Below are 17,891 nucleotides of genomic sequence, written 5' to 3' on the forward strand. Positions count from 1 at the left end.
GGCCGCGCCGGCCCGGCCCCGGCCTGCTGGCGACCTCCGGCCGGCATCGGCCGGGCCGGCCGGCCACGCTGACCGGGTATTAGAGGCGTTTCCAGCCCCGTGGCTTCGCCAGAACGATGATCAGGGTGCCGAGCGGACCCCACAGGCTGGGCACGAAGTACGGCCGGTGGTCCAGGCCCTTGCGGTTGACCATCCACTGGTTCAGCCGGAAGAAGGCGAAGACTGCCGCCAACCAAGCGAGCGGTTCGATCAGTCTGCCCACCGGTCTCCATCCACGTCGTTAGCCGGGACCATACGTCAAGGCCCTAGCCTGGCTGAGTTGGGACGATCGCCGACCGGGCTGGGCACCGCCCGAGGTGGGGCGATCGCTGCCGCGCAGCAGAGCTGCTTGCCCCCGAGTTACATGGGCCCCCGCCCGCGGTTCGATGACGACGAGGACCAGGGCGTGACCCATCCCCCAGGTGCCCAATCCTCTACGCCACCCGCCCGGCGTCAAGGGCGCTGCGCGTCGGCACGCCGATGGCCTACGGCGACCCTTGGCCCCGACCGGGCGCCGCAGTTGTCGGCACCTATCCGGGGGATGGGGACAGCGTGGTGACGTAGACCTAGCTAGGGTCGCCGCCATGCCTGTCCCCGAGTTCGTCCTGGCATTGCGATCGAAGATCGGTCACGACCCGTTGCCCCTACACGGTGCGACGGCCATCGTCTTTGACGCCCAGGGCCGTCTCCTGCTGGTCCGCCGATCCGACAACAGCCAATGGGCCTTGGTCACCGGATGCCTGGAGCCGGGCGAGCAGCCTGCGGCGGGAGCCGCGCGGGAGGTGCGCGAGGAAACCGGCGTGTCAGCGACGGTCGAACGACTCGTCAGCGTGGAGGCGCTAGATCTCTCCGTGGCCGCCAACGGCGACCAGGTGTACTGGCTGAACGTCGTCTTCCGTTGCAGGGCCATCAACGGCGCGGCGAGGGTCAACGACGACGAGTCGGTCCAGGTGGCATGGTTTGACCTTGACGCCCTACCGCAGCTTCCGGAGCACCACACGCGCTATTTGACGCAGGCGCTCGCTGAGGACCAAGGGCCGTGGTTCGCCAGACCCGTCGTGCCACTCACGTGCCAGTAGCCGGTACCCCGGATGGTCACCACCGGGCATGAACGGTCGGACGTTGCGTGCCTTGACCTGGCCCACCAGGGCCTTCTAAATCGGGATCTTCGTCCTTCCACACTGGGGCTCGCAGGGACAACGGCGTTGGCATGCGGTGCCTATCCTCTCGGCCATGGGAGCTCTCAAGCCGTGGCACCTGATCGTCCTGACGCTTTGCTGCCTCTTGCCGACTGCTGCGGCGATCGTTGGCGGGGTCTGGGCGGTCCGCCGATCTCGTAACCGTCGCTGAACTCGCTCCGCCAACCGCGGCCGAACTGCCGGGCCATCCACGGGCCACAAGCGGGTGCCACCAGGGGCCAAATCAGGCCGTCCAGGACCGGACCGACCAGCGGGTAACCAGCACGACGACCCGATCTTGTGCGATTCCCAAGCTGACAGTGCGGGTTCGATTCCCGTCACCCGCTCCAGCGTGAGGCCCCAGCTCAGGACACGTTTCCTTGCTGGGGCCTCGATCGTTCCTACCGCTACTTGTGGCGGCTGTGCCCGATCCCCTGCTCTGCGTTGATCTGTGAGCTGGGCGCGCCGGCGATGTGCTCGTCGCGCTCGCGGGCGGTGTGCTGGTAGATCATCTCCGCCCGGTTCGAGGCATGGCCCATCCGGCTCTCGGGCCTGTTTCGAGCTCCGGCTTCTTTGATCTTGTGGCAGGATCGCCGGATGCTGCGACTCACCGATCTGATCATCGACTGCCCGGACCCGATGGAGCTGGCAGCCTTCTACTCGGAGGTGACGGGTCGCCCGGTCAAGGAGGGCAGCCACGACAACTGGGCTGGTATCCGGTTTGGCGAGATCGAGCTGGCCTTCATCCGGGTGGAGGACTACCGCGCCCCGCAGTGGCCCGACAGCCAGCACCCCAAGCAGTTCCATCTCGACTTCGAAGTTGACGACATCGAGGCCGAACAGGGCCGCGTCCTGGCCCTCGGCGCGACCTTGCAGCAGGACTCCATCGGCCCCGAGGGTTACGGCTGGCGCGTCTACACCGACCCCGTCGGCCACCCGTTCTGCCTCTGCCACAACAAGGGTGTCACCTGGACCGACCAGGGCCCCATCTGGGGCGTGGCTGGCTGACCTGGCCCGATGGGACCGGAGCCGGCGGGACACCACGGCGCGCGGCCGATGCCAACCCGCCGACCACGAACGCTACGGCTACCTGTCGCGGGTCCCGCAACCGTCGCTGACGGAAAGGCTCAGGCCCGCTGTCCTCGCTCGCCTTCGAGCCGCGTGACGAGCGACAGCACGGGGGCCGCGCCGTCCTCGGCGCCGATGCGGCCAGCGAGTTCGGTGGCACGCTGGCGATAGCTCGGTCGGTCGAGGCAGGACCGGAGCGCGTCGGTCAGGGTGTCAGCGGTCAGCTCCGGCAGTGGCAGCGGCTCCGGTGCGACCCCGAGGCGGTGCAGCCGGTCCGCCCAGAAGGGCTGGTCGACCAGTACGGGCACCGGCACCGCCGGCACTCCCGCGCGCAATCCGGCCCCGGTGGTGCCTGCTCCGGCGTGGTGGACGACGGCCGCCGTCCGGGGAAACAACCAGTCGTGGGGGAGGTCACCGACAAGCAGGATGTCGTCGCCTGCGGGTCCGAGGTCGGCCCAGCCGGCCTGGACGACGGCTCGTACACCGGCACGTCTGACGGCCGTCGCGACGGCGTCGTCGAGTCGCTCCTGGTCCGGGGTCATGCTGCCGAACCCGACGAACACCGGAGGGGGACCGGCCGCCAGGAAGTCGACAAGCAGGTCCGGCGGCTGCCACTCCGGCGGTCGGGCGGGCCACCAGTATCCGGTCACGTGCACGGCCGCCGGCCAGTCGGCGGGCCGGGGGACCACCGCCGGGCTGTAGCCGTGGCAGATCGGCCAGTCATCCGGCGCGCTCGGGGCCTCCTCGCCGACGGCGGGGAGATCGAGCCGGGTGCGCAGCCGCCGCAGCACGTCGGCGTAGAGGGCGCCGGTCCGGGCGAGCATCTCGCGACCGGCGGCGACGTTGTCGGCGGGCGAGGGGTGCCCGGTGACGGGCCAGCCGGGCGGTGGGAACTCCCGGGTGGGGACCCCGGGCGCCAGATAGACGCCGAGGCTCGGGATGCCGAAGCCTTCCGCGACGAGCCGGCCCAGCGGTGCCGGGCCGAACGCGGTCAGCAGTATGTCGGCGCCGGCGGCCGCCGCGGCCGTCACGCCGTCGCCCAGGTCGTCGAGGAACGCGGCGAAGACCGATCGCGCGGCTTCGGGGGACGGTGCGGCCGTGCGTGCGCGTACGAGCTCGACGGGATCGCCGGGAAGCGTCCGGTGCTCCAGCCCGGAACCGCGCACGAGATCGGCGAACCGGTCGTGTGCGGCCAGCGCCACCTGGTGGCCCGCCTGCTGCAGCCGCTGGCCCAGGCCGGTGAACGGCGCGACGTCACCTCGCGAGCCCGCTGTCACGATCAGAATCCGCATCACGTCTCTCCCGTCGTGCGGCTGCGGCTCCCGGCCGCGATCCTGGCGCCGGAGACGACCGGATGGCGGAGTGCCGCCGCTGGCCTGTCGACGCGATGATGAGCCGCATGGGGTTTGGTTTCAAGACCACGTGGCTCGCCGTGCGGGAGCGGAGCCCGGAGGAGGTCGCCGACGTGCTGCGGTTGGCCGACCGCGAGCGTCTCTCCTGGGACGAGGGCGTCGACCGCGCGTACGTCTCCGGCGTGTTCGTGGCCGGTCCCGTGGACGGGTGGACCCTGGCGCACGGCCGGCGCGATCTCGCCACGTTCGACTACAGCGTCACCGATCCGCGGTTTCCGGAATGGTTCGCGGCCCTGAGCGCGCGCCTGGGTGAGGTCCAGTTCTTCGTCAACGAGCGGGGATGGTCCTCCCACGGGTGGGTGCGGGCGGTCGACGGGGTCGTGGTGCGGGCGTTCGCCACCTTCGACGGCCACGTCCCGCTGTTCATCGGTGACGTCACGCCGGCCGAGCGCGAGGTCGGCAAGGGCCTCCGGGGCTGGGACGACAACTGGCGGAACTGGCAGGAGGAGGACTGGGACGCCTGGTACGAGTCGGCGCCCTACGAACACGACGTGCTCAAGCTGGCAGCCCTGTGGAGCCTCAACCCCATGCTCGTCGACAGCGCACAGGTCGGCGACGGGGGGATCTACGGGATGCCGGTACGCGCGGTCTGACCTGTGCGGCCTCAGGTGAGGTCGAGGACGTGCCGGAGGGAGGGCTTGCCGTGGAGCAGGACCTCCTCGACCGGCACGAACCCGGTTCGCCGGAGCACCGCCAGGGAGGCCGGGTTCGCCAGCGCCGCCGAGGCGACCAGTTGGCGCAGCCCGTACCCGTCGCGGGCCAGCGCGCAGACCCGGCGGACGCCCTCCTGGGCCAGGCCGCGCCCGCTGGCCCGCTCGGCCACCCGGTAGCCCAGCTCGGCGCTGCCGTCGGCGACGTCGACCAGGTTGAACCGGCCCAGCACCGCACCGTCCTCGCCGTCGACGAGGACGTGGAAGTGGGACCGCCCGGTGTCCTGCTCGGTCAGCAGGCCCGCGAGCCGGTCGGAGAACTCGGCGAAGTAGTCGTCGCCGCGGTCCGCCACGAACCGGGCGAAGTACGCCCGGTTCACCTGCTCGAAGCGGAGCAGGGCCGGAGCGTGGCGGACGGCGAGCCGTTCGAGGGCGGGCATCAGGCGACGCTAGCAACCCGCAGGTCGGCCAGCAGTTCCTCCACGGCGGCGAACTCGTCCGGCCGCAGCGGGCCCTGGGCGAGTGCGGCGGCGTTCTGCTCGACCTGGGCGACGGTGCGGAAGCCGGGGATCGGGACGGTGGCCCCGCTGCGGGCCCAGAGCCAGGCCAGCGCGCCCTGCGTCGGCGTACGGCCGCCGGTGGCGAACACCTCCCGCAGGGCCTCCACCCGGGCCAGCCACTCGGGCGCCCCGGCGCCGTCGCGGAAGTACGTCATCCAGTCGTAGCTCTGCGACCGCACGTCGTCCCGGGGCACCGTGCGGCCGTCGGCGTACTTGCCGCTGAGCAGGCCCATGGCCAGCGGCCCCCGGTTGATGCTGGCCAGCCCGGCCCGCTCGCACAGCTCGATCATCGCGGGCCGGTCGGCCAGCACCGACATGTCGTGCTGCACCGCTGTGCAGTGCGGGCCCGCGTCGGCGAAGGCCGCGGCACGTTCCGGGTCGTCGGTGCTCCAGCCGTACGCCCGGATCTTGCCGGCGGTGACCAGGTCCTCCAGCGGGCCGATCAGGTCCAGGGCCTCCGCGACCGGCAGGTCGCCGAGGTGGAGCTGGTAGAGGTCGACGTGGTCGGTGCCCAGCCGCCGCAGCGATCCGTCCAGGCAACTGCGCAGGTACGCGACGCTGCTGTCCGTTCCGCCGGCCTCCCGGGTCCGCTCGTCGAAGGTGAACCCCCACTTCGTGGCGATCACCACCCGGTCCCGGTCGGCGCCGAGCGCTCTGCCGAGCACCACCTCGCTGTGCCCGGCGCCGTAGCTGCTCGCCGTGTCGAAGAAGGTGACGCCGAGTTCGAGGGCCCGGCGGACGGCCCGGGTCGACTCGTCGTCGTCGACCCGGCCCCAGCCGTACTGGTTGGCGCCACCGGCGTACGGGCCGCCGATCGCCCAGCAGCCCATGCCCAGCGCGCTGACCTCGATGCCGCTCCGTCCCAACGTGCGCTTCATGATCCGCTCCCCGGTCCGCGTCGTGCTTCTGCCGGTTGTCACTCTGCGGCTTCGAGCGAACTGGAAGTCAAGACCCCGGGTACCAGCGCAGCTCGACGGTGTTGCCGTCCGGGTCGCGGACGTAGATCGAGGTGGCCGTGCCCCGCGCGCCGAAGCGCGGCACCGGCCCGGTCAGCACCGTGAACACCCCGGAGTCGACCACTCCGGCCCAGTCGAGCGGCTCCACCACCAGGCAGAAGTGGTCCACGTTCGACCCGTCCGGTTCGCCGCGGACCAGGTCGATGATGGTGTCGGCGTTGACGCGTACCGACGGGAAGGGCACCTCGCCGGCCCGCCAGCGGTCGACGCGCACCGGCGCCAGGCCGAGGGTGCCGCAGTAGAACTCCAGGGACCGTTCGACGTCGGCGACGGCGAGGACGAGGTGGTCAAAGCCGGTCACCCGCACGGCGCTCACCGGGTCTCCAGCGCGTCGGCGGCGCGCAGCCAGCCGGTGAACAGCTCCGGGTCGATCTCGTCCACGGCGCGCAGCTTGACCGAGGCCATCCGGCGCGCGCCCGGGACGAGCCGGCCGGAGTCGTCCGCGACGTCCTGCCCCCGCCACAGCCCGAACGTGACGTACGCCGGGTATGCCTTGACCAGGCAGACCGGGGTCTGCCCGGGCCGGTCGCCCAGCCCCCAGACGGGGTGGCCGTGCCACATCGCGCCGGTGGCCTCGGGCAGCGCGGCCTCGATGACGGAACGCAGCTTCTCGGCGGTCTCGCGCAGTGGTGCGTCGAGGCCGGTCAGGTAGGTGGTGACGGGGTCCATGTGGTCCTCCTCGGTTCGGTGGGAACACCGTCAACCCTCGTCCGCGGCGCCGTCGGGACCAAGACGCGATCGGGCTACGATCGTTGACCAGGATTCAACGATGGGGGTCGGCGGTGCTGGAGCGGTACGAGGTCGAGACGTTCCTGACCCTCACCGAGGAGCTGCACTTCGGGCGGACCGCCGAGCGGCTCCGCGTGACCACCGGGCGGATCAGCCACGTGGTGCGGAAGCTGGAACGCCGGATCGGCGCGCCGCTCTTCGAGCGCACCAGCCGGGTGGTCCGGCTCACCCCGATCGGCGCCCGCCTCGCCGACGACCTGCGCCCGCTCGTCGCCGCCATGGAGGACGCGGTCCAGCGCGCCGTCGACGCCGGGCGCGGGCTCACCGGCGAGCTGCGGGTGGCGTACGTCGGTGAGTCGACCGCCCCGGTGCTGCTCCGGGCGGTCACCCTGTTCACCGAGCGCCACCCGGACTGTGTGGTGCACGTCCACGAGGCCCCGCTCGCCACGACCCGGTCGAGCCTGCGGGACGGCACGATCGACGTGCTGATCGCCTCGTACCCCTTCGACGGCATGGCGAACGGCCCGGCGCTGCTGCACGAGGCCCGGGTGCTCGCGGTGGCCGCGAACCATCCGCTGGCCGGCGCGGAGTCGGTGTCGCTGGAGGTGCTGGGCGACCATCCGGTGGTGCAGTACCCGGCGGTGACCTCGGCCGCGTTCAAGCGGGACCGCACCCCGGACCGGACCCCGTCGGGGCGGCCGGTGCCGCGGGGCCCGGTCGGCGGCAGCTTCTCCGAGATGCTCGCCCTGGTCGCGATGGGCCGCGGGGTGCTGCCGGTGGGCGAGCAGACCCGGCACTACCACGCCCGCCCGGACCTGGCGTACGTGCCGATCCGGGACGCGCCGCCGATCCGGCGCGGCCCGGTGTGGCGGGCCGGCAACACCACCGCCCGGGTACGCGAGTTCGTCCGCGCCGCGGTCGACGCCAACCCCGCCCCGGCGGGCTGAGGCTGTCGGACCCGGCTGACAGCATGGCGGCATGCGGGACGAGATCCGGGCGCTGGTCGAGGCGCTCACGCCGGGCGACGAGCAGGAGGCGCGGCACCGCGCCACGACGCTGGCCTGGCTGGCCACCACGGAGGACATCTTCCGCCGAGTGCGGCCGCGCACCCCGTCACCGCACCTGGTGGCCTATTTCCTGCTCCGCGACGAGACCGACGGCGCGGTGCTGCTTGTCGACCACCGCAAGGCCGGGATGTGGCTGCCGAGCGGCGGTCACGTCGAGCCGGGCGAGCACCCCGCGCAGACCGTGCGCCGGGAGATGCTTGAGGAATTGGGCGTGCCGGCCGTCTTCGCGCCGGCCCTCGGCGAGCGCCCGGCCTTCCTCACGGTGACCGAGACCGTGGGCCCGCCGGAGGAGCGGCACACCGACGTGAGCCTCTGGTACGTGCTGGCCGGCAGTCGCGACCAGAAGCTGATTCCCGACCCGGCGGAGTTCCGCGGCGTCCGCTGGTGGACGCCGCGCGAGGTGGCCGGGGCCGCGCCCGGCACGGTCGAGCCGCACCTGCGCCGGATGCTGGCGAAGCTCTAGCCGAGGCGCACGGTCAGCGGGCGCCGGTCCCGGCGCGGCGTCAGCGCGGTGAGCAGCAGGACCAGCGCGCTGGCCAGGCCGAGCAGGAAGAACAGCGAGAGGGGGTCGGCTGACCCAGCCACTCCCAGAGCGGGTGCCGGTTCGGGTGCGGCCCGTCGAGGTGGTGTCGGGCCAGCGACGGGCCGGCGAGCAGCGCGGGCGCCCACCAGAGGAACAGGGTGATCCCCAGCAGGAGGGGTGCTCGCCGGCAACGCCTTGACCCTGCCCCTGCGGCAAGGCCCAGCGTGGTGCGTGCCGGTCGCCGCGACCGGCACGAGGAGACGCGACCGGAGCGGGGAGGATGGGCCTGTGGAGCTGCTGACCATCGGGGCGTTCGCCCGCGCGGCGCGCCTGACGCCGAAGGCGCTACGGCTCTACGACGAGCTGGGGCTGCTGCCACCGGCCGCCGTCGACCCGCACTCGGGCTACCGGTACTACGCGCCGGCCCAGCTCGACCGGGCCCGGCTGATCGCCGCGCTGCGCCGGGCCGGCATGCCGCTGGCCGAGATCCGGGCCGTCTGCGGTCTGCCACCGGACGCCGCCGCCGAGGCCGTCGACGCCTGGTGGCGGCGGGTCAGCGCCGACACGGCTGCCCGCGGCCGCACCGTCGCGCTCCTCGTCGACCAGCTCACCGAGGGGAGCACCACCATGTCCGACACCACCTTCCGGTACGCCGCCCGCTGCGAGACCGGTGCCGTCCGGGAATCCAACGAGGACACCGCGTACGCCAGCGGGACCCTGCTCGCCGTGGCGGACGGGATGCGGGGTCCGGGCGGGGCGTCCGCCAGCACGGCGGCGGTGGACGCCCTGCGGCCGCTGGAGTCGGCCGACGCGCCGGCCACCGAACTGCTCGCCGCGCTGGCCGACGCGGTGGGGGCCGCCGACCGCGCGGTACGCGCCCACGCGACCGACGCCCACCAGCCGGTCACCACGCTCACCGCCGTCCTGCGGCGCGGCACCCGGCTGGCCCTGGTGCACGTCGGGGACACCCGGGCGTACCTGCTGCGTGGCGGCGAGCTGTCCCGGCTCACCCAGGACCACACGTACGTCCAGTCGCTGGTCGACCAGGGGAAGCTCAGCCCGGCCGAGGCCGGGGCGCATCCGCAGCGGGCCCTGCTGGCCCGGGCGCTCGGGGCCGGCGAGGTCGAGGCGGACCTTGCGCTGCGGACCGCCCTGGCCGGCGACCGCTATCTGCTCTGCTCCGACGGGCTCGCCGCGGTGGTCGACCCGGAGGCGTTGCACGCCGTGCTCGCCGGGGCCGACGACCCGGAGACCGCCGTCGGGCGCCTGGTCGACCTCGCGTACGCCGCGGGCGCCCCGGACAACATCGCCTGCGTGGTCGCCGACCTGGTGGAGGTGTAGTCGCCCGACCCGGGTCGGCCTGTCCGACCCGGGTCGTACCCTGGCGATCATGCGAATCGGCATCGTGATCCTGCCCGACCAGCGCTGGTCGGATTCCCGGCGGCGCTGGCGGCAGGCGGACGAGTGGGGCTTCGACCACGCTTGGACCTACGACCACCTGGGGTGGCGCGACCTGGTCGACGGCCCATGGTTCGACTCCATGACCACGCTCACCGCCGCCGCGACGGTGACCTCGCGGATCCGGCTCGGCACCCTGGTCGCCTCGCCGAACTTCCGGCACCCGGCGGCGTTCGCCCGGCAGGTGACCGCGCTGGACGACGTCTCCGGGGGGCGGGTGCTGCTCGGCCTCGGGGCGGGCGGCATCGGCTTCGACTCGGCGGTCCTCGGCGGGGAGACCCTGCCGCCCCGGCAGCGGGTCGACCGGTTCGCCGAGTTCACCGAGCTGCTCGACCTGATCCTGCGGGAGGACGGCACGACCTGGCGCGGCGAGTGGTTCACCGCGGTCGACGCGCGGAACAATCCCGGCTGCGTCCAGCAGCCCCGGGTGCCGTTCGTGGTCGCCGCGAACGGGCCCCGCTCGATGCGGCTGGTCGCCCGCTTCGGGCAGGGCTGGGTGACCACCGGTCTCGGCGGTGACGACCTGGAGAGCTGGTGGTCGACCGTGGCGGAGCTGTCCGCCCGGCTGGACGGCACGCTGGAGCAGGCCGGACGCGACCCGGCCACCCTGGACCGCTACCTGTCGCTGGACTCGGCGCCGGTCTTCTCGCTGCGCGACGCGGACTTCTTCGCCGAGCAGGTCGCCCGGGCCGCCCGGCTGGGCTTCACCGACGTGGTGACCCACTGGCCCCGGGCCAGCAGCTGGTACGCCGGCGACGAGGCGGTGCTGGTCGAGGCGGCGGAGCTGTTGCCGGAGCTGCGCCGGCTCTGACCGGTCAGGTGCCGAGGTCGCCGGTGCTGATGCCGCCGTCGGCGGCGGAGACCAGCCGGAACCGGATGCAGACCACCTGCGAGTCGTCGTCGACGGGGAAGCCCACCCGGGCCCAGTAGCGGCGGTGGCCCTCCCGCCATTCCTCGATGGACCGGTCGCCCTCACCCTCGGAGCGGGCGAAATCCCAGGACACGTCGGCGAAACGGACCACCTCGACGTCGGTGACCTCGACCACGCCGATCAGCTTGTCGTCGTCGTCCACCAGGACGAGGCGCTCGCCGACGTGTTCCAGCTCCTCGTTCTCGGTGGCGTACTCGTCGGTCAGCAGTCCGGCCGTGGCGGTCTTCACGCCGGAGAGCACGAGGGTGTTGAGGGTGGTGCGCAGCTCGCCGGGCGTGCCGAGGGCGAGGGTGCGGAGTCCACCGATGCGGGGCCACATCCTGCCGAGGCTAACCGCCGGCCGCCGGCCCGTCGCGGGATTTCACTCGCCCCAACGGCCGGGCCGAAACTGCGACGCGTCGAGGACTTCTAGATGAGCTGGCCGGCGTAGCCGGCGGCGGCGAGCACCCGGGCGTCGCCGGTTGCCGCGTGCGCCTCCAGCACCGCGTCGGCGAGCTTCACCACGTGCGCGTCGCCGTGCCTCGCCGCCCGGGCGAACACCTTCGCGGGCTCGCCGTCGGTGACCGCGGGTGCGGGGGCCGGCGTGGTTGGGGCGTACACCGAGGTCACAGCGGCCGTGGCCGACCAGGCCGCGGCGACGCTCGGCGCCCAGAGCGCCGGGTCCAGGGCCGGCAGGGTGCGCAGCACCGCGGTCGGCGCGGTCACCGCGTGCACCAGCATCACCGGGTTGCCGTGCCCGAATCGCAGGTAGTCCAGCGCGGTCCGGTGCACCAGGTCGGTGAGGGTCCGCTCGGCCGCCGCCGGGTCGGCGGGCGGGCGCAGCGCCGCGACGGCGCCGGGCCATTCGGGTACGTCGGTCAGCCGGCCCAGCCGGTCCCGGACCCCGCCGGTCTGGGCCGGTAGCCGGGGCACCGCCGCGAGCGCGGTCGGGACGTCGGATCGCCCGATGAGCGGACCGGCCCCGGGCACGGGCTGCCAGCGGGCGGCCCAGTAGCCGAGCGCCTGGCCCAGCTCGGCCAGCCGCTGCGGGTTCTCCCCGTCGGTACGCAGCACCCGCACCGCGTGCCCGACCCGGATCACCCCGTGGGTGGCCCCGGCCGCGATGCCCGGCAGCAGCCGCGGCCACCAGTCGCCGAGCACCTGGCGCCAGGGGCGCTCCCGCAGCTCCCGGTCGAAGTGGGCGAGCCAGTCGCCGGCCCGTTCCGGGTCGCCCAGCGCGGCCCGCCAGTCGTCGATCGGGCGCAACCCCCTGGGCAGCTCGTCCAGGCGGCGCAGGTAGTCGTCGAGCCAGCGGTGCACGCGGGTGCCGTGGCCGTGGCGGACCAGCGCCTCGACCGCCATGGGTCCGTGGTTGGAGAGCCAGCCCTCGAACTCCGGGCCGGTCCGGTGCAGCCGTTGGTACGCCTCGTCCAGGATGCCGTCGTCCATGCGTCGATCGTCGGAGTTGAAGCGCCCTTGAGGTCAACCCTCAGGGCAGCTGGTCCCCGGTGAGCAGGGCGCGGACCCGGAGCCGCTCGGCGACCGGCGCCGGACAGGTCGCGACGAGCGCGGCCGTGCCGACGAACTCGGCCCCGCTGTCCCGCACCAGGTGGTGCAGCGCGTCGAGCTGCGCCCCGGTGGCCACCCAGTCGTCGGCCAGCAGCACCCGGTCGCCGGGGCCGAGGTACCGGGCGTCCACGCCGACCCGGAGCTGCCGGCCCCGGTAGTCGGCGGGTGTCCCGGCCCAGCGCATCGGCCCGACCCGGCGCCGCTCCCCGCCGTCCTTGTAGGCCGGCAGGAACCCGGCGCCGGCGGCCACCGCGACCAGCGGACCGAGCAGCAGCCCGGTCACCTCCGGGGCGATCACGACCGTGGGCCGGGTGGCCGGGAAGAGGCCGGCCAGGGCGGGCCCGACCCCGGCCAGCACCTCGGGATCGCGCCACCAGGCGGAGAGGTCGCTGACCAGGTGGCTGCTCCCCGGGCCGGGGTCGACCCACCGGAACAGCTCGACCAGCCGTCGACTCAGCACGCCTCCATCCTGGTGCACCGGCGCGAGGCGACGGCGCACCGGCCCCGGCCAGCACTTCTTCCTCCGTTCGGTGGAGTGGTGCTGGCTTGATCGGCTACACGTACCAGGGTAAATACGGGCATAGCACCATGATCACGTTGACTTCCGAAGTGCTTCTCTCGTTACGGTCCGAGCCGGTTTGTTCAGCGAACGAAAGGACCGGGCGGTGGCTGCTAGGCACCTTCGTACCCGCAAGTTCTCCTCACCGGCCGGCATCGCCGCCACCGCGGCCGTCGGCGTCGTGCTCGCCATCGGCGGCACGGTCGGCGCCGTCCAGCTCACCTCGGCCGAGCCGGCCGCGACCCCGGCCGCGGTCGAGGCCCTGCCCAGCACGCTCGCCCCCAGCTCGGCGTCGCCCGCCGCCTCGCCGAGCGCGTCGCCGAGCCTGAGCCCCTCGCCGAAGGCCACCCCGAGCCCGACGGCGACCCGGACCCAGGCGGCCTCCCGGAGCAAGACCCGGACCGCGAGCCCGAAGCCGACCGCGAAGAAGACCACCGCGGCCGCGAAGGTCGTGGACAGCGGCTCCTGCGGCGCGTCCTTCTACGACGAGGGGCAGATGACCGCGAACGGCGAGACGTTCAACCCGGACGCGCTGACCGCCGCGCACAAGACGCTGCCGTTCAACACGAAGGTCCGGGTGACCAACCCCGCCAACGGCAAGTCGGTCGTGGTCCGGATCAACGACCGTGGGCCCTACATCGACGGCCGGTGCATCGACCTGTCCCGGGCCGCCTTCGCCGCGATCGCCTCGACCGACCTCGGCGAGCTGACCGTCAGGTACGAGGTCCTCGGCTGACCGGGTGACCGGCGGCGATCGGGTCGGCGACAGGATCCGGCCGGCCAGAACATCCTCGGACGACGGGCCAGGTTCATTCACCCGTTCACGTCCATCAGGCATGCTGTCCGGTGTACGCACGCAACCCTTCCAGTCGGGCCGCGGCCCGCTGAGCCCCGGATCCCGCGCCGGCCTCGGCGCGGCCCTCGCGCTGCTCGCGATCGTGTCCGCCGTCGAGCTGGCCGACGGGCGTCCGGCGCACTACATCGCCCTGATGGTGGCCGCACCGTTCCTCGCCGCCGCGCTCGCGTCCTGGCGGGTGGTGCTCGGGGTGGGCCTGCTCGCCACCGGGATCGGGGCCGCGTTCGCCCTCGCCGAGCAGACCATGTCGCTGGTCACCGCGGTCAATGTGGCCGGCATCGCCCTGGCCACCGCGATCGCCGGCGCCGTGGCGGCGGTCCGCGAGCGCCAGTCCGAGCGGATCGCGGAGCTGTCCCGGCTCGCCTCGGTCGCCCAGCAGGCGGTGCTCCGGTCGCTCGGCCCGCAGGTCGGCACCCTGGCGGTGGCCGCCCGCTACATCTCCTCCACGGCGACCGCCGAGATCGGCGGCGACCTGTACGAGGCGATGGACACCCCGTACGGCGTCCGCATGATCATCGGCGACGTGCGCGGCAAGGGACTGGACGCGGTCCGGCTGGCCAGCATCGTGCTGGGCTCCTACCGGCACGTGGCGTACGAGCGGGCGGACCTGCGCGCGGTGGTGACCGACCTGGACCGGGCGGTGGCCCGCAACGTGGGTGACGAGGACTTCGTCACCGCCGCGCTGGTCGAGGAGCGGGGCGGCACCCTCACCATCGTCAACTGTGGACACCCGCCACCGCTGCTGCTGCGCCGGGGCGCGGTGATCCCGCTCGAACCGCCGGCGCCCGCGCCGCCGCTCGGCTTCATGCCGGTGGTGCGGCCCCGGGTGGAGCGGCTGGAGCCGGGTGACCGGCTGCTGCTCTTCACCGACGGGCTGGGCGAGGCGCGCCGGGACGGGGAGTTCTTCCCGACCGCCGACCGGGCCTGGCGGCTGCTCGGCCACGGCACCGTGGCCGACGGCCTGGCCTCGCTGGAGACCGCCCTGGTCGAGTGGGTGCACGGCCGGCTCGACGACGACATCGCGCTGGTCCTGATGGAATACACCGGGCCGCGCAGCGCCGCCGCCACGCCCGTGCCGAGCTGGGAGGTCGGCGCGGCCGAGAGTTGAGCCGACGGTCACCGTCGGGTGAACCGGAGGTGTGTAATCGCTGTCACTTGCGAGATCGGCTTGTCGTTGGCTACCGGCGAGTAATACAGTCTGGAGTTACTGATCGGTAACACCTGTCCGGAAGCGGGGCCAGCGAGCATGACCCACTACAAGAGCAATCTTCGGGACCTCGAGTTCAACCTGTTCGAGGTCTTCGGGGCGGACCGGACGTTCGGCCAGGCGCCGTACACGGACCTGGACGTCGACACCGCCCGCAGCTTCCTCTCCGAGGTCGACCGCCTGGCCCGCGAGGATCTGGCCGCCAGCTACACGGACAGCGACCGCAACCCGCCGGTCTTCGACCCCGCGACGCACACCGCGCCGCTGCCGGAGTCGTTCAAGAAGTCCTACCAGACGTTCATGGACTCGGAGTTCTGGCGGCTGGACCTCCCGGAGGTCCTCGGCGGCACCAACGCCCCGCGCGCCCTCTGGTGGTCGCTCGCCGAGCTGGTGCTCGGCGCCAACGCCCCGATCTGGATGTACGCCTCCGGCCCGTCCTTCGCGCACGTGCTGCACGTCGAGGGCACCGAGCAGCAGAAGAAGTGGGCCCGGCTCTTCATCGAGAAGCAGTGGGGCTCGACCATGGTGCTGACCGAGCCGGACGCCGGCTCGGACGTCGGCGCCGGCCGGACCCGCGCCGTCCCGCAGCCGGACGGCTCGTGGCACATCGAGGGCGTCAAGCGCTTCATCACCTCCGGTGAGCACGACCTGACCGACAACATCGTCCACTACGTGCTGGCCCGCCCGGTCGGCGTCGAGGGCGTCGGCGGCCCGGGCACCAAGGGCCTGTCCCTCTTCGTCGTGCCGAAGTTCCACTTCGACGAGGAGACCGGCGAGCTGGGCGAACGCAACGGCGTCTTCGCCACCAACGTCGAGCACAAGATGGGCCTGAAGGTCTCCAACACCTGCGAGGTGACCTTCGGCGAGCACGGCGTGCCGGCCAAGGGCTGGCTGCTCGGCGAGAAGCACGACGGCATCCGGCAGATGTTCATGATCATTGAGTACGCCCGGATGATGGTCGGCACCAAGGCGATCGCCACCCTCTCCACCGGCTACCTGAACGCCCTCGAGTACGCCAAGAACCGGGTGCAGGGCGCCGACCTGGTCCAGCAGACCGACAAGACCGCCCCGCGGGTGACCATCACGCACCACCCGGACGTGCGCCGCTCCCTGCTCATGCAGAAGTCGTACGCCGAGGGCCTGCGCGCGCTGGTCTGCTACACGGCCACCTGGCAGGACCGGGTCGCGGTCGCCGAGGCGGCCGGCGACGAGAAGGCCACCAAGCTGGCCAAGCGGGTCAACGACCTGCTCCTCCCGCTGGTCAAGGGCGTCGGCTCGGAACGGGCGTACGAGCTGCTCGGCCACGAGGCGCTGCAGACCTTCGGCGGCTCCGGCTTCCTCCAGGACTACCCGCTGGAGCAGTACGTCCGGGACGCCAAGATCGACACCCTCTACGAGGGCACCACGGCGATCCAGAGCCTCGACCTGATCTTCCGGAAGATCGTCCGGGACAACGGCAAGGCGCTCATGGCCGTCGCCGGCGAGATCCAGGAGTTCATCGCCTCCGAGGCCGGCAACGGCCAGCTCAAGGAGGAGCGGCAGGCGCTCGGCAAGGCGCTCGGCGAGATCCAGAACATCCTCGGCGTGATGATGGGCTGGCTGACCGAGGCCCAGGGCGGCGACGCCCGCGCCCTCTACAAGGTCGGCCTGAGCAGCCGCCGGTTCCTGCTCGCGGTCGGCGACCTGGTGGTCGGCTGGCTGCTGCAGAAGCAGGCGGACGTGGCGTTGAAGGCGCTCGGCGGTGAGGTCTCCGCCACCGACAAGGCGTTCTACACCGGCAAGGTGGCGGCCGCCCGGTTCTTCGCCCGCGAGGTGCTGCCCCGCATCGGCGCCGACCGGCGGATCATCGAGGGCGCCGACCTGGAGATCATGGACCTCCCGGAGGAGGCGTTCTGATCCCCGACGGGGTGATTCGACCCTGACGACCGGCCGGGGGGGGGGGGGGGGGGGGCGGGGCGCCGCCCCCCCCCGGGTTTGTGCGCCCGCCCGCGGGGGGGGGGCCCCGGGGGGGGGCGCCAGCGGCCCCCGCAGGCGCCCCCCCGCCCCCCCCGGGGGGGGGCCTTTTGCCCCCCGGCGGGTTTAGCCCCCCCCCCCCCCCCGGCGGGGGGGGGGCGCGCCCCCCCCCCCCCCCCCCCCGCCGTGTTTTCCTGCCCCGGCCGATAGGCCGGGCCCCTGGCGGGTAACCGTCGCGGACCACGACAGGGCACGCCCAAGGGCCACCGCACAGGGGAGTGCAGCGCACATGGGCATTGGCAGCGCCATCTTTCTCATCGCGCTCGGCGCGATCATGACCTTCGCGATCCGGGCCAACGTCTGGTGGATCGACCTGCGCGCGGTCGGCTGGGTGTTCATCCTGGCCGGGCTGGGCGTCCTGCTCACCACGCTCTGGTTCTGGCAGGACCGCCGCAAGCGGGCACGCACGCTGATCGTGGAGGAGAACCGGCTCTCCCATCCGACCGCGATGATGCCGCCGCCGCCGGATCCGCCGCCGCCCACGGCCCCGCCGTCCTGAACCGGCTGAGCCCGCCGCCCGGCGGGCTCAGCCGCGTGCGGTGTGCCGGGCCGTGATGGGCGCCCCGCCCGGCCCCAGCTCGACCCATCGCGCGGTCGGGCGGTGCACGACCAGGTCGGTGGTGCGCAGCCCGTCCGGATCCGCCCGCTCCGGGTCGAGCAGCGCGGAGAGCAGTGAGATGCCCGGATTGTGGGCGATGAGCAGCACGTAGCGGGCCTTCGGGTCGACCTCCCGGACCACGTCCAGCAGCACGTCCGGGTGCGCGTCGTACGCGGCCGGCTCGTAGCGGACCACCGGCGCCGACCCGGCCGGACCTCCCTCCGGCGGGGATCCCGTCGCGCCCAGCGCCACCCCGTGCCAGGTCTGCCTGGTCCGCCGGGCGGTCGAGCAGAGCACCACGTCGGGGAGGAGCGCGTGCCGGGCCAGCCAGGCGCCGGCCGCGGCCGCGTCGGCGTGGCCGCGGGCGGTCAACGGCCGCTCCTCGTCCGGCATCTCCGCGGACTGCTCGGCCTTGGCGTGTCGCAACAGCACCAACGTCCGCTGCTGGTTCCTGCCGTCGGTCATGCGCTCAGCTTGCC

23 protein-coding genes are annotated in these 17,891 nt (G+C 73.2%); 11 read left to right on the forward strand and 12 right to left on the reverse strand.

Translation table 11 applies throughout. The features are described from left to right. Positions 1 to 79: 79 nt before the first annotated feature. Positions 80 to 262, reverse strand: a complete 183-nt coding sequence (locus tag ACZ6PY_RS00470; RefSeq protein ID WP_466067953.1) for a hypothetical protein — start codon at positions 260 to 262, stop codon at positions 80 to 82. Positions 263 to 623: 361 nt separating this feature from the next. Between ACZ6PY_RS00470 and ACZ6PY_RS00475 the strand changes: the two genes are divergently transcribed. Continuing rightward, positions 624 to 1,118, forward strand: a complete 495-nt coding sequence (locus tag ACZ6PY_RS00475; RefSeq protein ID WP_466067954.1) for an NUDIX hydrolase — start codon at positions 624 to 626, stop codon at positions 1,116 to 1,118. 506 nt (positions 1,119 to 1,624) lie between these two features. On the opposite strand, the gene ACZ6PY_RS00480 is transcribed toward ACZ6PY_RS00475, so the two are convergent. Then, the gene (locus ACZ6PY_RS00480; RefSeq protein ID WP_466067956.1) at positions 1,625 to 1,828 is read right to left on the reverse strand and encodes a hypothetical protein; all 204 of its coding nucleotides are present in this window, start codon (positions 1,826 to 1,828) and stop codon (positions 1,625 to 1,627) included. On the opposite strand from ACZ6PY_RS00480, the gene ACZ6PY_RS00485 reads away from it, so the two are divergent. Continuing rightward, positions 1,815 to 2,225, forward strand: a complete 411-nt coding sequence (locus tag ACZ6PY_RS00485) for a VOC family protein (RefSeq protein ID WP_466067958.1) — start codon at positions 1,815 to 1,817, stop codon at positions 2,223 to 2,225. The two genes, ACZ6PY_RS00480 and ACZ6PY_RS00485, sit on opposite strands and share 14 nt — an antisense overlap. 119 nt (positions 2,226 to 2,344) lie before the next feature. Here ACZ6PY_RS00485 and ACZ6PY_RS00490 read toward each other — a convergent pair whose 3' ends face one another. After that, the gene (locus ACZ6PY_RS00490) at positions 2,345 to 3,577 is read right to left on the reverse strand and encodes a glycosyltransferase (protein WP_466067960.1); all 1,233 of its coding nucleotides are present in this window, start codon (positions 3,575 to 3,577) and stop codon (positions 2,345 to 2,347) included. A gap of 107 nt (positions 3,578 to 3,684) precedes the next feature. Between ACZ6PY_RS00490 and ACZ6PY_RS00495 the strand changes: the two genes are divergently transcribed. Continuing rightward, entirely contained in the window at positions 3,685 to 4,290 is a 606-nt protein-coding gene (locus tag ACZ6PY_RS00495; protein WP_466067962.1) for a hypothetical protein, read from the forward strand. Between the two features lie 11 nt (positions 4,291 to 4,301). On the opposite strand, the gene ACZ6PY_RS00500 is transcribed toward ACZ6PY_RS00495, so the two are convergent. From ACZ6PY_RS00500 to ACZ6PY_RS00515, 4 genes are all read right to left on the reverse strand, one after another. Next, on the reverse strand, positions 4,302 to 4,787 hold the full coding sequence (locus ACZ6PY_RS00500; protein ID WP_466067964.1) for a GNAT family N-acetyltransferase: 486 nt from the start codon (positions 4,785 to 4,787) through the stop codon (positions 4,302 to 4,304). Continuing rightward, the gene (locus ACZ6PY_RS00505; protein WP_466067965.1) at positions 4,787 to 5,785 is read right to left on the reverse strand and encodes an aldo/keto reductase; all 999 of its coding nucleotides are present in this window, start codon (positions 5,783 to 5,785) and stop codon (positions 4,787 to 4,789) included. The genes ACZ6PY_RS00500 and ACZ6PY_RS00505 overlap by 1 nt, the downstream gene beginning before the upstream one ends. Before the next feature lie 67 nt (positions 5,786 to 5,852). Continuing rightward, complete coding sequence (locus tag ACZ6PY_RS00510; protein ID WP_466067967.1) at positions 5,853 to 6,239, reverse strand: VOC family protein; 387 nt, start codon at positions 6,237 to 6,239, stop codon at positions 5,853 to 5,855. Continuing rightward, a complete protein-coding gene (locus ACZ6PY_RS00515; protein WP_466067969.1) occupies positions 6,236 to 6,592 on the reverse strand; it encodes a DUF1801 domain-containing protein in 357 nt (118 codons plus the stop codon). The genes ACZ6PY_RS00510 and ACZ6PY_RS00515 overlap by 4 nt, the downstream gene beginning before the upstream one ends. Before the next feature lie 113 nt (positions 6,593 to 6,705). Here ACZ6PY_RS00515 and ACZ6PY_RS00520 point away from each other — a divergent pair, with 113 nt between their 5' ends. Beyond that, positions 6,706 to 7,599, forward strand: coding sequence for a LysR family transcriptional regulator (locus ACZ6PY_RS00520; RefSeq protein WP_466067971.1), 894 nt, complete (start codon positions 6,706 to 6,708; stop codon positions 7,597 to 7,599). A gap of 31 nt (positions 7,600 to 7,630) precedes the next feature. Continuing rightward, positions 7,631 to 8,182 carry an NUDIX hydrolase gene (locus ACZ6PY_RS00525; RefSeq protein WP_466067973.1) on the forward strand — a complete coding sequence of 184 codons (552 nt, stop codon included), beginning with the start codon at positions 7,631 to 7,633 and terminating at the stop codon, positions 8,180 to 8,182. On the opposite strand, the gene ACZ6PY_RS00530 is transcribed toward ACZ6PY_RS00525, so the two are convergent. Next, on the reverse strand, positions 8,179 to 8,304 hold the full coding sequence (locus ACZ6PY_RS00530) for a hypothetical protein (RefSeq protein WP_466067974.1): 126 nt from the start codon (positions 8,302 to 8,304) through the stop codon (positions 8,179 to 8,181). The two genes, ACZ6PY_RS00525 and ACZ6PY_RS00530, sit on opposite strands and share 4 nt — an antisense overlap. Positions 8,305 to 8,530: 226 nt before the next feature. On the opposite strand from ACZ6PY_RS00530, the gene ACZ6PY_RS00535 reads away from it, so the two are divergent. Both ACZ6PY_RS00535 and ACZ6PY_RS00540 read left to right on the forward strand, forming a co-directional pair. Further along, positions 8,531 to 9,583, forward strand: a complete 1,053-nt coding sequence (locus ACZ6PY_RS00535; protein ID WP_466067976.1) for a MerR family transcriptional regulator — start codon at positions 8,531 to 8,533, stop codon at positions 9,581 to 9,583. 49 nt (positions 9,584 to 9,632) lie between these two features. Beyond that, positions 9,633 to 10,511: an LLM class flavin-dependent oxidoreductase gene (locus ACZ6PY_RS00540; protein ID WP_466067977.1), complete on the forward strand. Its 879-nt coding sequence runs from the start codon at positions 9,633 to 9,635 to the stop codon at positions 10,509 to 10,511. Positions 10,512 to 10,515: 4 nt separating this feature from the next. On the opposite strand, the gene ACZ6PY_RS00545 is transcribed toward ACZ6PY_RS00540, so the two are convergent. The 3 genes from ACZ6PY_RS00545 to ACZ6PY_RS00555 form a co-directional block, all read right to left on the reverse strand. Next, positions 10,516 to 10,950 carry an ASCH domain-containing protein gene (locus ACZ6PY_RS00545; protein WP_466067979.1) on the reverse strand — a complete coding sequence of 145 codons (435 nt, stop codon included), beginning with the start codon at positions 10,948 to 10,950 and terminating at the stop codon, positions 10,516 to 10,518. An 89-nt stretch (positions 10,951 to 11,039) separates the two neighbouring features. Beyond that, on the reverse strand, positions 11,040 to 12,059 hold the full coding sequence (locus ACZ6PY_RS00550; RefSeq protein ID WP_466067980.1) for a questin oxidase family protein: 1,020 nt from the start codon (positions 12,057 to 12,059) through the stop codon (positions 11,040 to 11,042). Between the two features lie 40 nt (positions 12,060 to 12,099). Further along, the gene (locus tag ACZ6PY_RS00555; RefSeq protein ID WP_466067982.1) at positions 12,100 to 12,639 is read right to left on the reverse strand and encodes a phosphoribosyltransferase; all 540 of its coding nucleotides are present in this window, start codon (positions 12,637 to 12,639) and stop codon (positions 12,100 to 12,102) included. 205 nt (positions 12,640 to 12,844) lie between these two features. Between ACZ6PY_RS00555 and ACZ6PY_RS00560 the strand changes: the two genes are divergently transcribed. The 4 genes from ACZ6PY_RS00560 (at position 12,845) to ACZ6PY_RS00575 (ending at position 17,313) form a co-directional block, all read left to right on the forward strand. Continuing rightward, positions 12,845 to 13,474: a septal ring lytic transglycosylase RlpA family protein gene (locus ACZ6PY_RS00560; RefSeq protein WP_466067984.1), complete on the forward strand. Its 630-nt coding sequence runs from the start codon at positions 12,845 to 12,847 to the stop codon at positions 13,472 to 13,474. A gap of 100 nt (positions 13,475 to 13,574) precedes the next feature. Then, entirely contained in the window at positions 13,575 to 14,702 is a 1,128-nt protein-coding gene (locus ACZ6PY_RS00565; protein WP_262284906.1) for a PP2C family protein-serine/threonine phosphatase, read from the forward strand. Positions 14,703 to 14,840: 138 nt separating this feature from the next. Further along, the gene (locus ACZ6PY_RS00570; RefSeq protein ID WP_466067985.1) at positions 14,841 to 16,697 is read left to right on the forward strand and encodes an acyl-CoA dehydrogenase; all 1,857 of its coding nucleotides are present in this window, start codon (positions 14,841 to 14,843) and stop codon (positions 16,695 to 16,697) included. A 346-nt stretch (positions 16,698 to 17,043) separates the two neighbouring features. Continuing rightward, positions 17,044 to 17,313 (forward strand): DUF6458 family protein, encoded by a 270-nt coding sequence (locus ACZ6PY_RS00575; protein ID WP_013283345.1) that lies wholly within the window; start codon positions 17,044 to 17,046, stop codon positions 17,311 to 17,313. Positions 17,314 to 17,340: 27 nt separating this feature from the next. Here ACZ6PY_RS00575 and ACZ6PY_RS00580 read toward each other — a convergent pair whose 3' ends face one another. Continuing rightward, entirely contained in the window at positions 17,341 to 17,877 is a 537-nt protein-coding gene (locus ACZ6PY_RS00580; protein WP_466067987.1) for a SixA phosphatase family protein, read from the reverse strand. Between the last annotated feature and the right edge of the window lie 14 nt (positions 17,878 to 17,891).

Source organism: Micromonospora sp. NPDC048907 (assembly GCF_055586885.1).

Bases quoted from the DNA above. Each gene is read 5' to 3' on its own strand.
- ACZ6PY_RS00475 (WP_466067954.1), top strand. From the start codon at position 624: ATGCCTGTCCCCGAGTTCGTCCTGGCATTGCGATCGAAGATCGGTCAC.
- ACZ6PY_RS00485 (WP_466067958.1), top strand. From the start codon at position 1,815: ATGCTGCGACTCACCGATCTGATCATCGACTGCCCGGACCCGATGGAG.
- ACZ6PY_RS00490 (WP_466067960.1), bottom strand. From the start codon at position 3,577: ATGCGGATTCTGATCGTGACAGCGGGCTCGCGAGGTGACGTCGCGCCG.
- ACZ6PY_RS00495 (WP_466067962.1), top strand. From the start codon at position 3,685: ATGGGGTTTGGTTTCAAGACCACGTGGCTCGCCGTGCGGGAGCGGAGC.
- ACZ6PY_RS00500 (WP_466067964.1), bottom strand. From the start codon at position 4,787: ATGCCCGCCCTCGAACGGCTCGCCGTCCGCCACGCTCCGGCCCTGCTC.
- ACZ6PY_RS00505 (WP_466067965.1), bottom strand. From the start codon at position 5,785: ATGAAGCGCACGTTGGGACGGAGCGGCATCGAGGTCAGCGCGCTGGGC.
- ACZ6PY_RS00515 (WP_466067969.1), bottom strand. From the start codon at position 6,592: ATGGACCCCGTCACCACCTACCTGACCGGCCTCGACGCACCACTGCGC.
- ACZ6PY_RS00525 (WP_466067973.1), top strand. From the start codon at position 7,631: ATGCGGGACGAGATCCGGGCGCTGGTCGAGGCGCTCACGCCGGGCGAC.
- ACZ6PY_RS00540 (WP_466067977.1), top strand. From the start codon at position 9,633: ATGCGAATCGGCATCGTGATCCTGCCCGACCAGCGCTGGTCGGATTCC.
- ACZ6PY_RS00545 (WP_466067979.1), bottom strand. From the start codon at position 10,950: ATGTGGCCCCGCATCGGTGGACTCCGCACCCTCGCCCTCGGCACGCCC.
- ACZ6PY_RS00550 (WP_466067980.1), bottom strand. From the start codon at position 12,059: ATGGACGACGGCATCCTGGACGAGGCGTACCAACGGCTGCACCGGACC.
- ACZ6PY_RS00565 (WP_262284906.1), top strand. From the start codon at position 13,575: ATGCTGTCCGGTGTACGCACGCAACCCTTCCAGTCGGGCCGCGGCCCG.
- ACZ6PY_RS00570 (WP_466067985.1), top strand. From the start codon at position 14,841: ATGACCCACTACAAGAGCAATCTTCGGGACCTCGAGTTCAACCTGTTC.
- ACZ6PY_RS00575 (WP_013283345.1), top strand. From the start codon at position 17,044: ATGGGCATTGGCAGCGCCATCTTTCTCATCGCGCTCGGCGCGATCATG.
- ACZ6PY_RS00580 (WP_466067987.1), bottom strand. From the start codon at position 17,877: ATGACCGACGGCAGGAACCAGCAGCGGACGTTGGTGCTGTTGCGACAC.